Source organism: Thalassospira alkalitolerans (assembly GCF_002115745.1).
Taxonomy (GTDB): Bacteria; Pseudomonadota; Alphaproteobacteria; order Rhodospirillales; family Thalassospiraceae; genus Thalassospira; species Thalassospira alkalitolerans.
Map to the genome: position 1 here is coordinate 80,756 of NZ_JFKB01000011.1, position 14,019 is coordinate 94,774.

Genomic DNA, 14,019 nt, shown 5'->3' on the forward strand with positions numbered 1-14,019 from the left:
CAACCGCGCCGGTCGCAAGAACCCGCCGGGATGTAGGTTGAACCATTCGATCTGCCTTGCATCGGATATTGTTCACGACCAAGCCGGGAGGATACGATGGGCGAAACCGCTCGTACGTCTGGCAAAAAACAGGAATTCGAACAGACGCTTGACGCCAGCGACAAAAGCGTCGCGCAGTTCGACCATAAAAACCGAAACTTTATTGATGCCACCCAGCATCTTCTTCATGGCAATCCAACCATGGTGCCCGTGATTGTGCTGCTGATTTCGATCACTGTTTTCGGGATACTGGCGGGTTCCAAGTTCTTTTCGCCGTTCAACCTGTCGCTTATTGTGCAGCAGGTTTCGATTATCGGCATCCTTGCCGCGGCACAAAGCCTTGTCATTTTGACCGCCGGGATTGACCTTTCGGTCGGTGCAATCATGGTTCTGATGTCGGTCATCATGGGCCAGCTTGCCGTGACACTGGGTGTCCCGGCGCCACTGGCCATTCTGGTGGGTTTTGTTGGTGGCATTGCCGCCGGGATGCTGAACGGGTTTTTGGTGACACGGATCAAACTGCCGCCATTTATCGTCACGCTTGGCACGTGGAATATCTTCTTTGCGCTGAACCTTTGGCTTTCGGGTGCGCAATCCATCCGCAGCCAGACGCTTGACGAAGTCGCGCCACTTTTGAAGTTTTTTGGCGAAAGCATTGCCATTGGCGGGGCCCGGATCACCTATGGTTCGGTCCTGATGGTCGCGATTTTTGGCGTGCTTTGGTACATCCTGAACCACACCAGTTGGGGGCGCCATGTTTATGCCATTGGCGATGACAAGGAAGCCGCTGAACTTTCGGGCATTCGCACCAATCGCACGCTGATTATGGTTTATGGCTTGGCCGGACTGGTTTGTGCCATCGGGGCATGGACATCTATCGGCCGGGTTGGATCGGTTTCACCGCAAAGTTTTCAGGAAGCCAACCTGCAATCGATCACCGCCGTTGTCATTGGTGGCATATCATTGTTTGGCGGGCGCGGATCGATTATTGGCCCGCTGATCGGGGCGTTGATCGTCGGGGTGTTTAACTCTGGCCTGCGCCTTGTCGGTGTTGATGTTCTTTGGCAGGTTTTTGCCATTGGCTGGCTGACCATTATCGCCGTTGCCATTGACCAGTGGATCAGAAAGGTGTCGGCATGAGCACAGATAAAAAACCAGTTCTGACCGCACGCGGTATCGTTAAACGTTATGGCCGCGTGACAGCCCTTGATCAGGCTGATTTCGATCTTTACCCCGGCGAGGTTTTGGCCGTCATTGGTGATAACGGGGCTGGGAAATCATCCCTGATCAAGGCGCTTTCCGGCGCAATCACCATTGATGACGGCGTGATCGAACTTGATGGCAAGCCGATCCGGTTTTCATCGCCGATGGAAGCCCGCGAGGCCGGTATTGAAACGGTGTATCAGAACCTTGCCCTTTCGCCCGCCCTTTCAATTGCCGACAATATGTTCATGGGGCGCGAATTGCGCAAACCCGGTTTTATGGGCAAATATTTCGGCGCCCTTGATCATCGCGAAATGCAACGACTGGCGCGCGAAAAGCTGACCGATCTTGGCCTGATGACCATTCAAAACATCAATCAGGCGATTGAAACCCTTTCAGGCGGGCAGCGCCAAGGGGTGGCGGTGGCACGTGCGGCCGCATTCGGATCACGCGTGGTGATCATGGATGAACCAACGGCCGCCCTTGGGGTCAAGGAAAGCCGCCGGGTTCTTGAACTGATCGAGGATGTTAAATCACGCGGCATGCCGATTGTGCTGATTTCGCACAATATGCCGCATGTGTTCGAGGTTGCCGACCGCATCCATGTGCATCGGCTTGGCAAACGGCTTTGCACGATTAATCCCAATGATTACAGCATGTCGGATGCGGTTGCCTTTATGACCGGGGCCATGGAACCGCCCGAAACTTCTGAGGCGGCGCAGTGACCCCATGACCCCCGATATCGATACCCTGACGCAGATGATCAGGGATAAACAGTTTGGCGATCGTCGCATCCTTGTCGCGATCGTCGGCGCACCGGCCTCGGGCAAATCAACCTTGTCCGAACGGCTTCATCACCATCTGGGGGGTGATGAAGCCGGGGCTGTTGTCGTGCCGATGGATGGTTTTCATTTCGATGATGCCATCCTTGCCAAACGAGACCTTTTGGCGCGCAAAGGGGCCCCGGAAACCTTTGACGTTGGCGGTTTCAAACGCATTCTTGATGCCATTCGTGCCGATAATGATGATGTTTATGTACCGGTGTTTGATCGCAATCTGGAACTGTCGCGCGGATCGGCACGCGGCGTCTTGCAAAATCATCGCATCGTGCTTGTCGAAGGCAATTATCTTTTGCTGGGCCAATCGCCGTGGGATCAGTTGGCCGGTCTGTTTGACCTGAGCTTTTTTGTCGATGTGCCTGTCGAGACATTGGAAAGGCGGCTGGTCGAACGGTGGTTAAGCCACGGATATGATCGGGATGCCGCCTGCAGAAAAGCAGGGGGGAATGATATTCCCAATGCCAAGTTTGTTATTGAAAACAGCCTGACAACCCAAGCCATTACGATCAATAACGGCTAGGGGCAGGCATCAATCACGAGGCTTTACACAGCACCAGCGTATAACACATCGGAATCCGGGCTTTGCGGTCTTCATAAATATCAAATTCAACTTCGCGATTTGAATGCGGATACTCGTCCAGACGTTGTACCTGCAGACCGGATTCTATAGCTGAAGATACGATTTCGCCCATCGTATGAGAAAACCACCAGGACGTAGGCCCCTTGCCCCTATCCGATCCATCATAGGTGATGGTTTGTTCGCTGGCATGAGGGCCGCGGTCGAAATAAGATTGTGACGGTAAGAACGGATTGTCGGAAGACGGATCAAACATTTCAAGAAACGGATGTGTTTCATAAATCACGAGAACGCCGTCTGATGCCAGTAGGCCTGCGACAATATCAAAGAACCGACGCAGATCCGGCATCCAGTTAAGAACACCAATGGTAATCAAACCAAGTTCAAAATTGCTCGGTATCTCTTCTGGCAACTCATAAATATCAGCGCACAGGAAATCGCATTTCCGCCCTGATACATCGGCCAGTTTCCGACCCTGTTCAAGAAATGCTTCGGATTGATCAATCCCCAGCACGCTTTTTGCGCCCATCGCCGACAATGACAAAACTTCGCGACCATTGTTGCAGCAAATCTGCACGGCGCGTTTTCCGGTGACACCGACGTGATCGAGTGTTTGACGCAGAGTTTGATCGAATGCAGAGAAGTCGTCTTTAACGACTTCGGTTAATAGTTTTTGCCAAGTCGCACCAGCTTCATGCAATGGAGCGGCGGCATCCCACGCAGCACGATTGTCAGATGTGTATTTCCTGTGTTCGCTCATGACCAGCCACAACTTAAAACTCGAGGTTGCATTTACACAACAATCACAGCCTCAAACAGGACTGTCAACTCGACGATGCACAGGTGATCGATGACGCAACCTTAATCACAGACCTGTCGACAAGAATGCCAGACAACCAATCGGCAACAACGCGCACGCGCGGTACATGGCGCATGTCCTGATGGGTTAGCAACCATAGCTCGCGATTGGTGGGGACGTAATCTGGGCAATGCACCAGTCCGGTGAAAGTATCCCCGACACAGCGTGGCAACAGTGCACAGGCCTTGGCCGATACCGCCATGGCGGCCATAATCGCCCCGCGATTGGCACGGCCGACAGCATTACGATTTGGAAAATTCGCACCAAGCCAAAGTTGTTCGGGTTTATCGGCAAAAACGTCGTCAAGGTCGATCCAGGGGGCCACCGCCGGATCGGCTATACCGTCGGCGCAATACACCCCGTATTCTAACATCCCGAGTTTGCGAATGTGAAAGGCACCGGTTTGGGGACGCGCCAGACGCAGCGCGATATCGCTTTCACGCTGAGGTAAACTAAGATTGCGATTGCCGCCGATCAATTCGATGCAAAGTGCCGGATGCTTGCCGGTTAAATCGCCCAAACGCGGCGCGATACAGTTTTCCAGTACGGCATCAACGCCCGTCACCCGGACAACGCCGGAAATGTCGGGCGCAGCACGGTTTGGTGCCATCGCATCATCATTGCCAATCAAATCACCGATCTGTAACGCCATCGCATCGGCGGTGCTGCGCAGTTTTTCCGCGCGCAACGTTGGCTGCAAAACGCCACCATCACGCCGCAAAACCGGAAAGCCGGTGGTTTGTTCGATCCGGGCGATACGACGCGCGATTGTGGTCTGATTAACGCCAAGCTCACGCGCGGCGGCACTCATGGTGCCGGAACGGCACACAATCGCAAATGTCTTTAAGCCTTCCCAATCCATGGCGTAGCACCTATGGGGTTTCCAATCTGCATATACGCAGATCATACCTGCAAATCATCGGATTTAAATTGCAAATTTGCAGATGCATGATCGAGCCATCAAATCCACACCGCAAAGGACCCCCACCATGACGGCCCAAACCATGTTCGAAATCGCCGGTGCCAGGCTGCCGACCGGATCGCCCGCCACTGCCACGTTGATTGTGATTGATGCGCAGGAAGAATATCTCAGCGGACGGCTGAAACTTTCTGGTTTGGCACCGGCACTTGATAATATCGTCCGCCTGATCGCCCATTGGCGCGATCAAAACGGGACCGTGATCCATGTGCAGCATCACGGAAAGGGTCTGTTTGATCCCAAAGGCCCCTATGCCGCCATCATGACAGAGGTCGCACCACAGGGGGACGAACCGGTCCTGACCAAAGCCGTACCAAACGCGTTTTCCGGAACCAATTTGCGCGAATTGATTGATACGGCGGGATTGGATCACATAGTCTTGGCCGGTTTCATGACCCATGTTTGCATATCAACCACCGCACGGGCGGCGCGCGAACAGGGATTGAACGTCAGCATTTCCGATGATGCCACCGCCACACGCGACTTACCGGCAACAGCAGACCGCGCAACAATCCCGGCAACCGAATTACATCGTGCCGAACTTGCCATGCTTGCCGATGCCTTTGCCAAGGTTGTCGCCACCAAGGACGTTATCGCGGCCTAAGCAAACCCCAAAAATGCGAAACGCCCCGCAGCAATGTTGCGGGGCGTTTTATTCACATCACACGAAGGATCGGTGAACAGATCAGAACATATGTTGTCCACCATTCATCGACAGGCAAGACCCGGTGATAAAGCCGGAATTCGGACCACACAGGAACAAGACAGCCTGGGCAATTTCCTCGGCCTCGCCAAGGCGGCCGACCGGAATTTTGGCGATAATGCCTTCAAGGACTTTTTCCGGAACGGCGGCAACCATATCGGTGTTGATATAGCCCGGCGCAATGGTATTGACCGTAACACCCTTGCGCGCCACTTCCTGGGCCAGCGCCTTGGTAAAGCCATGCACACCGGCCTTGGCCGCGGAATAGTTGGTCTGACCAAACTGCCCGGCCTGACCATTGATCGAGGAAATATTGACCACCCGGCCAAAGCCGCGTTCGCGCATGCCGTCAAGCACCGGCTTGGTCATGTAAAACAGCGAACTCAGATCGGTTTCGATCACGGCCTGCCATTGTTCAACGGCCATTTTATGCATGAAACCATCACGCGTAATGCCGGCATTATTGACCAGAATATCAATCGGCCCGACTTCGGATTCGACCTGCCGGATGCCATCGGCACAGGCATCGGCATCCGCGACACTCCATTTATAGGTCGCAATACCGGTTTCCCCGGTGAAGGCGTTCGCGGCTTCATCATTGCCGGCATAGTTTGCGACAACCGTATAACCCGCTTCCTTAAGTCCCAAGCTGATTGCCTTGCCAATTCCGCGCGTTCCGCCGGTTACCAAAGCTATTTTTGTCATGGTCGCCTCCCTAAACTTCAGTCATCCAATTCATGTATCGGTTTTCCGTCGCTTGCCCTTCTACGACATGCGAAATTTTAGTCCATAAAACAAACTATATACGTAACTTTATTTCTTTCCCATCATCTATGTCACCCAAATTACGTGTACTTTGGTCGAATTCTGTCTGACATGCTGATCATAAACAAACAGGGCAGCCCCCAAGGGGGGCCACCCTGCACGTTTCAACCCATCAAACGGTTAAGTTCGAAGCGATTAGCGTTCGACGCACAGCGCGACCCCCATGCCACCGCCGATACACAGCGTGGCAAGGCCTTTTTTCGCGTCGCGTTTCTGCATTTCGTGAAGCAGAGTCGTAATAACACGCGCGCCAGATGCGCCAATCGGATGGCCAAGCGCAATTGCGCCGCCATTCACGTTAACCTTGTCGGTATCCCAGCCCATATCGCGGTTAACCGCAATGGCCTGGGCGGCAAAAGCTTCGTTGGCTTCGATCAGGTCCAGATCACCAACCGACCAACCGGCCTTTTCAAGGGCCTTGCGCGATGCCGGGATCGGGCCGGAACCCATAACAGCCGGATCAACACCCGCCGTTGCCCAGCTTTTGATCGTGGCAAGCGGGGTCAGTCCGCGTTTGGCGGCTTCATCTGCTGACATCACAATCAGGGCAGCCGCCCCGTCATTGATGCCCGATGCATTCCCCGCGGTAACCGTGCCTTCCTTGTCAAAGGCCGGGCGCAGCTTTGCCATGCCTTCAAGGGTTGCACCGTGGCGCGGATATTCATCAGTATCGAAAACGATATCGCCCTTGCGCGAAGAAATCGTAACCGGTGCAATTTCATCTTTGAAGCGACCGGATTTCTGTGCGGCTTCGGCTTTGTTCTGTGATGCGGCGGCAAAGGCATCCTGTTCTTCGCGGCTGATCTGCCATTTATTGGCGACGTTTTCCGCCGTGTTGCCCATGTGATAGCCGTTAAAGGCACACCACAGACCATCCTTGATCATGCTGTCGATGAATTTGACATCGCCCATCTTGTGACCGGCACGCAGATTGGCAACATGCGGCGACATCGACATGTTTTCCTGACCACCGGCAATAACGATTTTGGCATCCCCGGTCATGATCTGTTGGGCGGCCAGCGCAACCGTGCGCAGGCCCGATCCGCAAACCTGATTGATGACAAAGGCGGTTGCACTATCGGGAATACCGGCACCGATGGCGGCCTGACGGGCCGGGTTTTGGCCGCTGCCGCCGGTCAAAACCTGACCAAAGATGACTTCGTCAATGGCGCCAGCCTCGACACCGGAACGTTCCAGAGCCGCCTTGATGGCAATAGTGCCAAGCTCGTTTGCAGGCGTATTTGCCAATGTGCCGCTAAAAGCACCGATTGGTGTACGTGCTGCAGCTACAATTACGACGTCGGTCATGAAACCCTCCGATTAAATCTTGAATACGTTTTCCCCGGACCCGTGGCGACCCTGTTAGATCTGCCTTGCAATCCGTCTACGATCTTATCGCGACGCAGCAAAAAGCCAAGCATTGATGCGCACCACTTTCGGACAGTTTTGTTTCCGCGATACCCCGAGCCAGACAACAACTATTGCGTGCAACTCGATGCGACCCCGGTTCTTTATAATTCGCCTGAAATCCCTATAACGCAACCCCGATTTCATCCTTGATGATTTCCGTCGCGATATAAGTCCGATACCAGACGATATTATCATCCGCATCAAACAGGGTTTCGCAAAGGGCGGTGTATTCCGCCATGTCGCGCATGGATAAAACCAGCACCCCGGTCACTTCACCGGTGACAATATAACCTTGCCGGACGGCAGCAAGTTCGCGGACCTTTTTAATAAAACCCTGCCGATAGCGATTGCCGTGGCGATGAAATTCCAGATTGATCACCGCGGTTAACGGCCGCCCGACAACCGCCGGATCGAGAACGGCAATTGTTTTACGAATGGCCCCAAGCGCGCGCAGCTTTGCCACCCGGCGCAAACAGGCCGACGGCGAAAGACCGACACGGTCGGCCAATGTCGCATTCGCAATATCGGCATTTTCCTGCAAGATGCGCAGGATATTGGTATCGATCCGGTCAAGTTCGCCCATCACACAAGCAACTCCACAGCGCAAGACAATCAAACAACGCCGTATTATTGCACAAACACAGTCATATTTGCCGCCAAATCACACTTGCGCCGTGCGAGGATGCGCGTCCTAAACCGAACCGCCCCACGCACCATCCCTGTTCACCGCCCCGGAACCTTGTGCCCATGCCCCGTTATTTTTTTGATTTGTTTAACCGCAGCCAGCGGCTTTTCATCACCCTGATCAAGGTCATGTTGCCAGTGATGATCGTTGTTCGGATTGCCGATGAATTTGGTGCGGTTGCGCTGGCATCTGATCTTTTATCCCCGGTTATGGGGTTGATTGGCCTGCCGCCCGAAGCAGGCTTGATCTGGGCGACCTGTGCGCTGGTCAGCATGTATGGTGCCGTCGGTGCCTTTATCGGACTTTCGGCCCATCTTGATATGAATGCGGCACAACTCAGCGCACTTTGCGCGATGATGTTATTTGCCCATGGGCTTCCGGTGGAACAGGCGATTGTCAAACGCGCCGGGGCCAGCCTGATCGCGACGACTGTGCTTCGACTGGGGGCGGCTGTTTCCTATGCCGCGCTGATCACATGGATCAGCAACACCACCGGGTGGCTTTCCGAACCGGTTGATTTTTCATGGATGGCAGGCGGTGAAACCGTGGTGGCGGCAACCGGTCTTGCGGGCTGGATCGACTGGTCGATGCAAACTGTGAAATCACTTGTCGTCAGCTTTGCGGTGATTGTCGGGCTGCTGATCATTCTTGATGTGCTCGACAAAACCGGCATCACCAACCGCATCACAAATGGCATGATGCCGATCCTGCGGGTTTCGGGCCTGTCACGCGAAGTGGCCCCGGTGACGACCATTGGTGTGTTGCTGGGCCTGACCTATGGCGGGGCCTTGATCATTGACGAGGCCCGCAAAAAGAATTTTCCGCCGCGCACCCTGTTTCTATCGTTATCATGGTTGTCGCTGTCGCATTCATTGATCGAGGATACGGCGATCATGCTGGCACTGGGCGCGGATATCTGGGTGGTTCTGGTCGGGCGGGTGATCCTGACGCTTTTGATCATTGCCGCACTGGCGCGGTTAACACTTCGCTGGCAAACCGCACCGGTCCCGGCGACAGAAACCGGGAATTGATCAATCCAGGTGATCCGGGTTCAACCTAGCCTGTCATCCAATCAAGCACCGGCTGCCATGTTGATTTTTCGGCCCGCGACCCGACCATCATCCCGATATGGCCCGAAGACGGATGTAATTCCGTTCGCAAATCTTTGGGCAGGTTTTCAAACAACGCCTGCGCGCTTTCGGGCGGGACAATCCGGTCATTTTCCGGGATCACCGCCAATGTCGGGCAACTGATATCGGCCGGATTGATGTTAATACCATCAATTTGCCATTCGCCCTTGGCCGGTTTGTTTTCAACATACCAGCCAATCAGGCAATCAATCGCTACACGGCGGGTTAATGGCACGCCGTCATTGAGCCAGTCTTCAAGCGCGACAAAATCATCGACCTTGGGCGAGTTTTCCGGCAAGGCACCAAACCGGCGAAACTTTTCGCCAATCATGAACGGATCAAGGCTGGCAAACAGGCTTTGCAGGACATCGACCGGCAGGCTATCATGGATCGACAGCATATGGGGAAGCGACGGGGCAAAGGCCGCGGCAATGCGCCCCTGTGTCGGCCCGGCGGCCATGAAATCCCACGGGGTGGCAAGTAATACCAATCGCGACACCTGTGCCGGATCAATCAGGGTTGCGGCCAAGGCCAATAGCCCGCCCATGCAATAGCCGACCAAGGGCACGGGCCCACCATTCATATCGGCAACGTCCTGAAGGACGGTAACAAGCCGCCCGGCAATGTAATCATCCAACCCGTAATTGGTTTCTTCGTCGCCGGGATATCCCCAATCAACCAAAAGCGGCCGATAGCCAACACTTGCCAGAAAACGGGCAAAGCTGCGCTTTTTGTTCAGATCAAGGATATAGCCCCGGTTGACCAGTGAGGGCACAAGCACCACAATGCCAAGCGGATTTTGGGCCTTGGCCCCGGCAACCGCACCGTAATCATGGATACGGGTGGCACCTTCGGCCCAAACGACCGGGGCATCATCCACACCGCGTTTATAGCCGTGCTTTTGATAGGCCCGAACCCCGTCATGAAAGGCCGACTGACTGGCAAAGGCAACCCGATCAAGTGCCTGAGTGATATCATCAGGATGATGTTTTGCCATCTCGCTTAGCAGGGCCTTCGCCCGGTCCTGCAGTTCCGGTTTCCAGGGCAGAAATTGTTTCCTGAAGATCGGCAATGCGGCGCGCGAGCTTAACCAGCTCGTCATCTCGACCGCCAGATGCATCGCCAGCGGCCTTGGCCCGGCGCGACGGCTGTTTGTTCTTTTGGGTGGATTTGTCTGATCCCGGTTTTGCGCGCTCATTTTTACCCTGCCCCGTCTTTGTCTTAACTGCCGTCTTTGCCGTCACCGACGGCTTTGCCTTGCCCTTGCCGGTTTTACCGACAGTTTCCGACCCTGCATCCGCAGCTTTGGAAACGGCTTTCGTATTTTTTGCCGGTGCCGGTTTCTGGGCAGCAGATGTGTCAGGTGATCCTGCCATGCTGCCAACACCGGCCATCGCCGCCATATTGGGCGGAAATGGTGCCCCCGGTGAAAAACCCGGCATCATTCCGGGCGGGGCCATTTTCGACATCTGGTCAATCATTGCGGCCATCGGATTGGTCGCCGGGTCCATCGACATGCCGGGGATCGCCCCCGGTGTCATTCCCGGGATCATTCCGGGCATCATCGCGGCAACAGCCCCGGGCATACTACCCGCAACCGCCGGGTTTTGCCCCGGACTTTGGCCGGTTGCCATTTGCCCGATCAGCTTTCCCCATGCCTCGAACCCTTCGCCGATCCGCGATGTATCGGCACCAAGGGACGCATAAAGCCGCCCGATCGCGCTTGTGGCGTCGGCACCATCGGCTGTTGCCGCGACCTGTTCACGCCAAAGCGCCATGAACTGGCGCGCCAAATCATCAAGATGGTCATCCAAAATATCATCTGGATCCGTATTCTTATTCGTCCCTTTATCAGGCACGGTTGTTTCCCCCGCATTGCATCCGGCGCCCCGCCGAAAATCGGTTTTGTTTCTGCTGACTACTATAGGGGGTTCGTGCGGCCGCGAAAACCAAATCCATTGCTGCGCGGCAGCAGCGCCGATCAGAGGTTGTTTTTCGCAGCGCACATCACGTTGAACACTGGACACAGTGCAATTTAAACGGCACTCTTACGAATGCTTGAGCAAGCGCAAAATTCAAAATGCTGCGCAACATTAAGTTTTGTGCAAACGCAAACAAGGTATTTTATACCACGCAGCCCAAGTTAAACGTCCGGGAAACAGGGAAGCAGGGAACAACGTCATGACTTCAAAAAAATCCGATGATCAGGATCGCGTTGTCATCAAGAAATACGCCAACCGCCGTCTTTATAACACCGCGACCAGTTCGTATGTAACGCTTGATCATCTTTCACAGATGGTCAAGGACAAGACCGATTTCGTCGTTTACGACGCCAAGACCGGCGACGACATTACCCGTCCGGTCCTGACCCAGATCATTGTCGAGGAAGAAAACAAGGGCGGGCAGAATCTGCTGCCAATCAGCTTCTTGCGCCAGTTGATCGGGTTTTATGGCGACAGCCTGCAAGGCTTGCTACCAGGGTATCTTGAACAGGCGATGGGGTCCTTTGCGCATAATCAGGAACAGATGCGCGAATATATGCAAGGCACGATGCATGGCATCTTTCCGTTCAGCCAGTTCGAGGAAATGAACAAACAGAACATGGCGCTGTTTGAACAGACCATGAAAATGTTCTCGCCCTTCCTGCAAGAAGGAGCCGAAAACCCGAATGGGCCGGTGATGCCCGGTGCGGCCCCCGGGATGGGAACGACAGCCCGACCGGCAAAAGACCCGTCGCTTGACGACCTGAAAAGCCAGCTTGAGGCCATGCAGGCCCAGTTAAACACTTTGGTCAGCACCAAAACCGAAAAATAGGCTGTGATAGCCAGCCGCTAAATATCCAAGCGAAACATCAAAGCCCCGGCGGATTTCCCCCCGGGGCTTTTTTATGGCTGGCGCAAGACAGACTTGCGGCACCAATCCTGCATCAATTTTTGATTAACCCTTTTTCACCGTCCGGCCCCCGCCGCAGGCGGCAATTTTTGCCGGGTTCATAAACCATTGAAATGGAGTCCATTGCCCCAGGTCAGTTAAACGCCACAAAACCATAAAATGACATGACAGCGATTACACCGATCCCCTTGCCCCCGGCCCGCAGGCCCGACACTGCAAGCAGCGGAACAGACGGCCCTGCCGGGATCGGGATGGATATCACTGCGCTGGTTTCTCCTATGCGGGAAATTGCGCAGAACGCTGGTGTATGGCTGGAACCCCACAATCCCGGGGGCAGTGCAGCATTCTGGGCTCAGCTTTTAGGTCAACTTCTGCCACAGGAAAACCTTTTGCAACCTGCGGTCATTCAGGAAATGCATGCCAGCTATGCGAGCCCGACCACACCCTACGGCTCAGAAAGCCACGACATTTTTTCGCCTAATGCACTAGACAAGGACAGACGAATTGACCTATATAGCTAGCTTCTGGTGGATCGCTGAGACCAATATCTGACCAAAGTTCAGATAACTGCCGTAATTATGAGGCTCTGAAACTGGTGCCAAATGTTTGCGGCAGATAGGCAAAATTAACAAGCCTGACAGCATCCCGGGTGGGAATAAATAACTGGCAGTTGATAACGGAAAAACATGCAATGACTGAAATTGCCTCAAAAGAAGAAGAGCCGAAACGCGCAAATCGTGCAACAGATACCGACCGTTATGTCGGTCAGCGCATTCGCGAACGTCGCATCATGCTGGGCCTGTCCCAGCAACAGATGGCCGATCTGATCGGTGTTACCTACCAGCAGGCTCATAAATACGAGCGCGGCATCAACCGCATTTCTGCTGGTCGTCTTTACGAAATCTCCCAGGTCCTGGGTGTTCCTGTCAGCTACTTCTATGAAGGGCTTGATGGCAGCCGGGCAAGCGAACTTAATGCGCGTCAGCGCATGTGCCTTGAACTGGCCCGTAACTTTGCCAGCATCAAGCACGAAAAACATCAGGAAGCGCTGAGCCAGATGGCACGCGCATTGGCCGACAAGGCTGCTTAAGCCAAATCGTCCCACGCTTTCAGCATCGCTGTAAAAAATAAGGCTGCCTATTGAGGCGGCCTTTTTTTTGCGCCTGACGTCCCGCTTGGTTTTCGTGCTAGCGTGCATTGTACAACCCAAAACGGCGGGGCCATGCCAGAATGTCAGGGAATATCGCACCATCTGATCTGATCGATGCCCTTGACCGGCAGCGCCGCAAGCTTGGCTTTTTGTCGATCCCGGCCCTGATCGCCCTTACCGAGCGCGACAACGTTATCCTTGATCCGTTTTCGACCCTGATCAGCATCCATGCCGACATCGGCAGCGGCAATGTGTTTTATCCCGCCACACGGCTTGAAGCCCCGCAGCCCGGCATGCTTGCCATCAGCGATGAAAACACATTTTACACCAACACCACCCTTATCGCGGCAGATGGCCCGATCACCATCGCACACCACAATCAGTTCGGCGACGGCACGGTAACGATCGCAGCAAACAGGCCCGGTGCAGACATCCGGATCGGTTCTGATGGCCGGTTTCGCGGGACAATAGACCTTCAGGGGAAATGTACATTGGGCGATGGCTGCCAGATCCTTGGCAACATCACGGCACGCGACATCACCCTTGGCAAAGGCGGATCCTATCGTCATCCGATTGCCGATGAACGTGGGGCGGTTTTAAAAGGCCATGGGCAGGCGATGGGGATCAGACTTGAGACTGGTCAGGTCATTGCCGGTGAAGGCCGCTTTGACCCTGCAAACCGCCGCATGCAATCATTTTATCATCCGGATGCAAAATAGGGGCGCCCG

15 protein-coding genes are annotated in these 14,019 nt (G+C 54.5%); 8 read left to right on the plus strand and 7 right to left on the minus strand.

What is annotated here, in order from left to right; genetic code table 11:
* Positions 1-96 precede the first annotated feature (96 nt).
* The 3 genes from TALK_RS15825 to TALK_RS15835 are packed head-to-tail and all read left to right on the plus strand — an operon-like array spanning position 97 to position 2,601.
* Positions 97-1,179 (plus strand): ABC transporter permease, encoded by a 1,083-nt coding sequence (locus tag TALK_RS15825; protein WP_085620119.1) that lies wholly within the window; start codon positions 97-99, stop codon positions 1,177-1,179.
* Positions 1,176-1,967 carry an ATP-binding cassette domain-containing protein gene (locus TALK_RS15830; protein WP_085620120.1) on the plus strand — a complete coding sequence of 264 codons (792 nt, stop codon included), beginning with the start codon at positions 1,176-1,178 and terminating at the stop codon, positions 1,965-1,967. Before TALK_RS15825 ends, TALK_RS15830 begins: the two co-directional genes overlap by 4 nt.
* Before the next feature lie 4 nt (positions 1,968-1,971).
* Positions 1,972-2,601, plus strand: a complete 630-nt coding sequence (locus tag TALK_RS15835; protein WP_085620121.1) for a nucleoside triphosphate hydrolase — start codon at positions 1,972-1,974, stop codon at positions 2,599-2,601.
* A 13-nt stretch (positions 2,602-2,614) separates the two neighbouring features.
* Here TALK_RS15835 and TALK_RS15840 read toward each other — a convergent pair whose 3' ends face one another.
* The gene (locus TALK_RS15840) at positions 2,615-3,430 is read right to left on the minus strand and encodes a class I SAM-dependent methyltransferase (RefSeq protein ID WP_245829960.1); all 816 of its coding nucleotides are present in this window, start codon (positions 3,428-3,430) and stop codon (positions 2,615-2,617) included.
* A gap of 52 nt (positions 3,431-3,482) precedes the next feature.
* Complete coding sequence (locus tag TALK_RS15845; RefSeq protein WP_085620123.1) at positions 3,483-4,379, minus strand: LysR family transcriptional regulator; 897 nt, start codon at positions 4,377-4,379, stop codon at positions 3,483-3,485.
* Between the two features lie 127 nt (positions 4,380-4,506).
* On the opposite strand from TALK_RS15845, the gene TALK_RS15850 reads away from it, so the two are divergent.
* Complete coding sequence (locus tag TALK_RS15850) at positions 4,507-5,100, plus strand: cysteine hydrolase family protein (protein ID WP_085620124.1); 594 nt, start codon at positions 4,507-4,509, stop codon at positions 5,098-5,100.
* A gap of 81 nt (positions 5,101-5,181) precedes the next feature.
* Here the strand turns inward: TALK_RS15850 and phbB are convergent, their stop codons facing one another.
* The 3 genes from phbB to TALK_RS15865 all read right to left on the minus strand — a co-directional run bounded on the left by phbB (position 5,182) and on the right by TALK_RS15865 (position 8,017).
* On the minus strand, positions 5,182-5,904 hold the full coding sequence (gene phbB / locus TALK_RS15855; protein WP_085620125.1) for an acetoacetyl-CoA reductase: 723 nt from the start codon (positions 5,902-5,904) through the stop codon (positions 5,182-5,184).
* 255 nt (positions 5,905-6,159) lie between these two features.
* Complete coding sequence (locus tag TALK_RS15860) at positions 6,160-7,332, minus strand: acetyl-CoA C-acetyltransferase (protein WP_085620126.1); 1,173 nt, start codon at positions 7,330-7,332, stop codon at positions 6,160-6,162.
* Between the two features lie 223 nt (positions 7,333-7,555).
* Entirely contained in the window at positions 7,556-8,017 is a 462-nt protein-coding gene (locus TALK_RS15865) for an Lrp/AsnC family transcriptional regulator (protein ID WP_085620127.1), read from the minus strand.
* A 164-nt stretch (positions 8,018-8,181) separates the two neighbouring features.
* Between TALK_RS15865 and TALK_RS15870 the strand changes: the two genes are divergently transcribed.
* Positions 8,182-9,150, plus strand: coding sequence for a hypothetical protein (locus TALK_RS15870; RefSeq protein ID WP_085620128.1), 969 nt, complete (start codon positions 8,182-8,184; stop codon positions 9,148-9,150).
* 25 nt (positions 9,151-9,175) lie between these two features.
* Here the strand turns inward: TALK_RS15870 and TALK_RS15875 are convergent, their stop codons facing one another.
* Positions 9,176-10,246, minus strand: coding sequence for an alpha/beta fold hydrolase (locus TALK_RS15875; protein WP_085620129.1), 1,071 nt, complete (start codon positions 10,244-10,246; stop codon positions 9,176-9,178).
* On the minus strand, positions 10,227-11,108 hold the full coding sequence (locus tag TALK_RS15880; protein ID WP_139833857.1) for a hypothetical protein: 882 nt from the start codon (positions 11,106-11,108) through the stop codon (positions 10,227-10,229). The genes TALK_RS15875 and TALK_RS15880 overlap by 20 nt, the downstream gene beginning before the upstream one ends.
* Before the next feature lie 322 nt (positions 11,109-11,430).
* Between TALK_RS15880 and phaR the strand changes: the two genes are divergently transcribed.
* From phaR to TALK_RS15900, 3 genes are all read left to right on the plus strand, one after another.
* Complete coding sequence (phaR, locus tag TALK_RS15885; protein ID WP_085620131.1) at positions 11,431-12,063, plus strand: polyhydroxyalkanoate synthesis repressor PhaR; 633 nt, start codon at positions 11,431-11,433, stop codon at positions 12,061-12,063.
* A gap of 769 nt (positions 12,064-12,832) precedes the next feature.
* On the plus strand, positions 12,833-13,231 hold the full coding sequence (locus TALK_RS15895) for a helix-turn-helix domain-containing protein (RefSeq protein ID WP_085620133.1): 399 nt from the start codon (positions 12,833-12,835) through the stop codon (positions 13,229-13,231).
* Between the two features lie 140 nt (positions 13,232-13,371).
* Complete coding sequence (locus tag TALK_RS15900; protein ID WP_085620134.1) at positions 13,372-14,010, plus strand: polymer-forming cytoskeletal protein; 639 nt, start codon at positions 13,372-13,374, stop codon at positions 14,008-14,010.
* Positions 14,011-14,019 lie beyond the last annotated feature (9 nt).

What these genes read in the sequence shown, in the direction of transcription:
- TALK_RS15825 (WP_085620119.1), top strand. Translation starts at nt 97, where the DNA reads ATGGGCGAAACCGCTCGTACGTCTGGCAAAAAACAGGAATTCGAACAG.
- phaR (WP_085620131.1), top strand. Translation starts at nt 11,431, where the DNA reads ATGACTTCAAAAAAATCCGATGATCAGGATCGCGTTGTCATCAAGAAA.
- TALK_RS15860 (WP_085620126.1), bottom strand. Translation starts at nt 7,332, where the DNA reads ATGACCGACGTCGTAATTGTAGCTGCAGCACGTACACCAATCGGTGCT.
- TALK_RS15865 (WP_085620127.1), bottom strand. Translation starts at nt 8,017, where the DNA reads ATGGGCGAACTTGACCGGATCGATACCAATATCCTGCGCATCTTGCAG.
- TALK_RS15830 (WP_085620120.1), top strand. Translation starts at nt 1,176, where the DNA reads ATGAGCACAGATAAAAAACCAGTTCTGACCGCACGCGGTATCGTTAAA.
- TALK_RS15875 (WP_085620129.1), bottom strand. Translation starts at nt 10,246, where the DNA reads ATGGCAAAACATCATCCTGATGATATCACTCAGGCACTTGATCGGGTT.
- TALK_RS15835 (WP_085620121.1), top strand. Translation starts at nt 1,972, where the DNA reads ATGACCCCCGATATCGATACCCTGACGCAGATGATCAGGGATAAACAG.
- TALK_RS15900 (WP_085620134.1), top strand. Translation starts at nt 13,372, where the DNA reads ATGTCAGGGAATATCGCACCATCTGATCTGATCGATGCCCTTGACCGG.
- TALK_RS15870 (WP_085620128.1), top strand. Translation starts at nt 8,182, where the DNA reads ATGCCCCGTTATTTTTTTGATTTGTTTAACCGCAGCCAGCGGCTTTTC.
- phbB (WP_085620125.1), bottom strand. Translation starts at nt 5,904, where the DNA reads ATGACAAAAATAGCTTTGGTAACCGGCGGAACGCGCGGAATTGGCAAG.
- TALK_RS15845 (WP_085620123.1), bottom strand. Translation starts at nt 4,379, where the DNA reads ATGGATTGGGAAGGCTTAAAGACATTTGCGATTGTGTGCCGTTCCGGC.
- TALK_RS15895 (WP_085620133.1), top strand. Translation starts at nt 12,833, where the DNA reads ATGACTGAAATTGCCTCAAAAGAAGAAGAGCCGAAACGCGCAAATCGT.
- TALK_RS15850 (WP_085620124.1), top strand. Translation starts at nt 4,507, where the DNA reads ATGACGGCCCAAACCATGTTCGAAATCGCCGGTGCCAGGCTGCCGACC.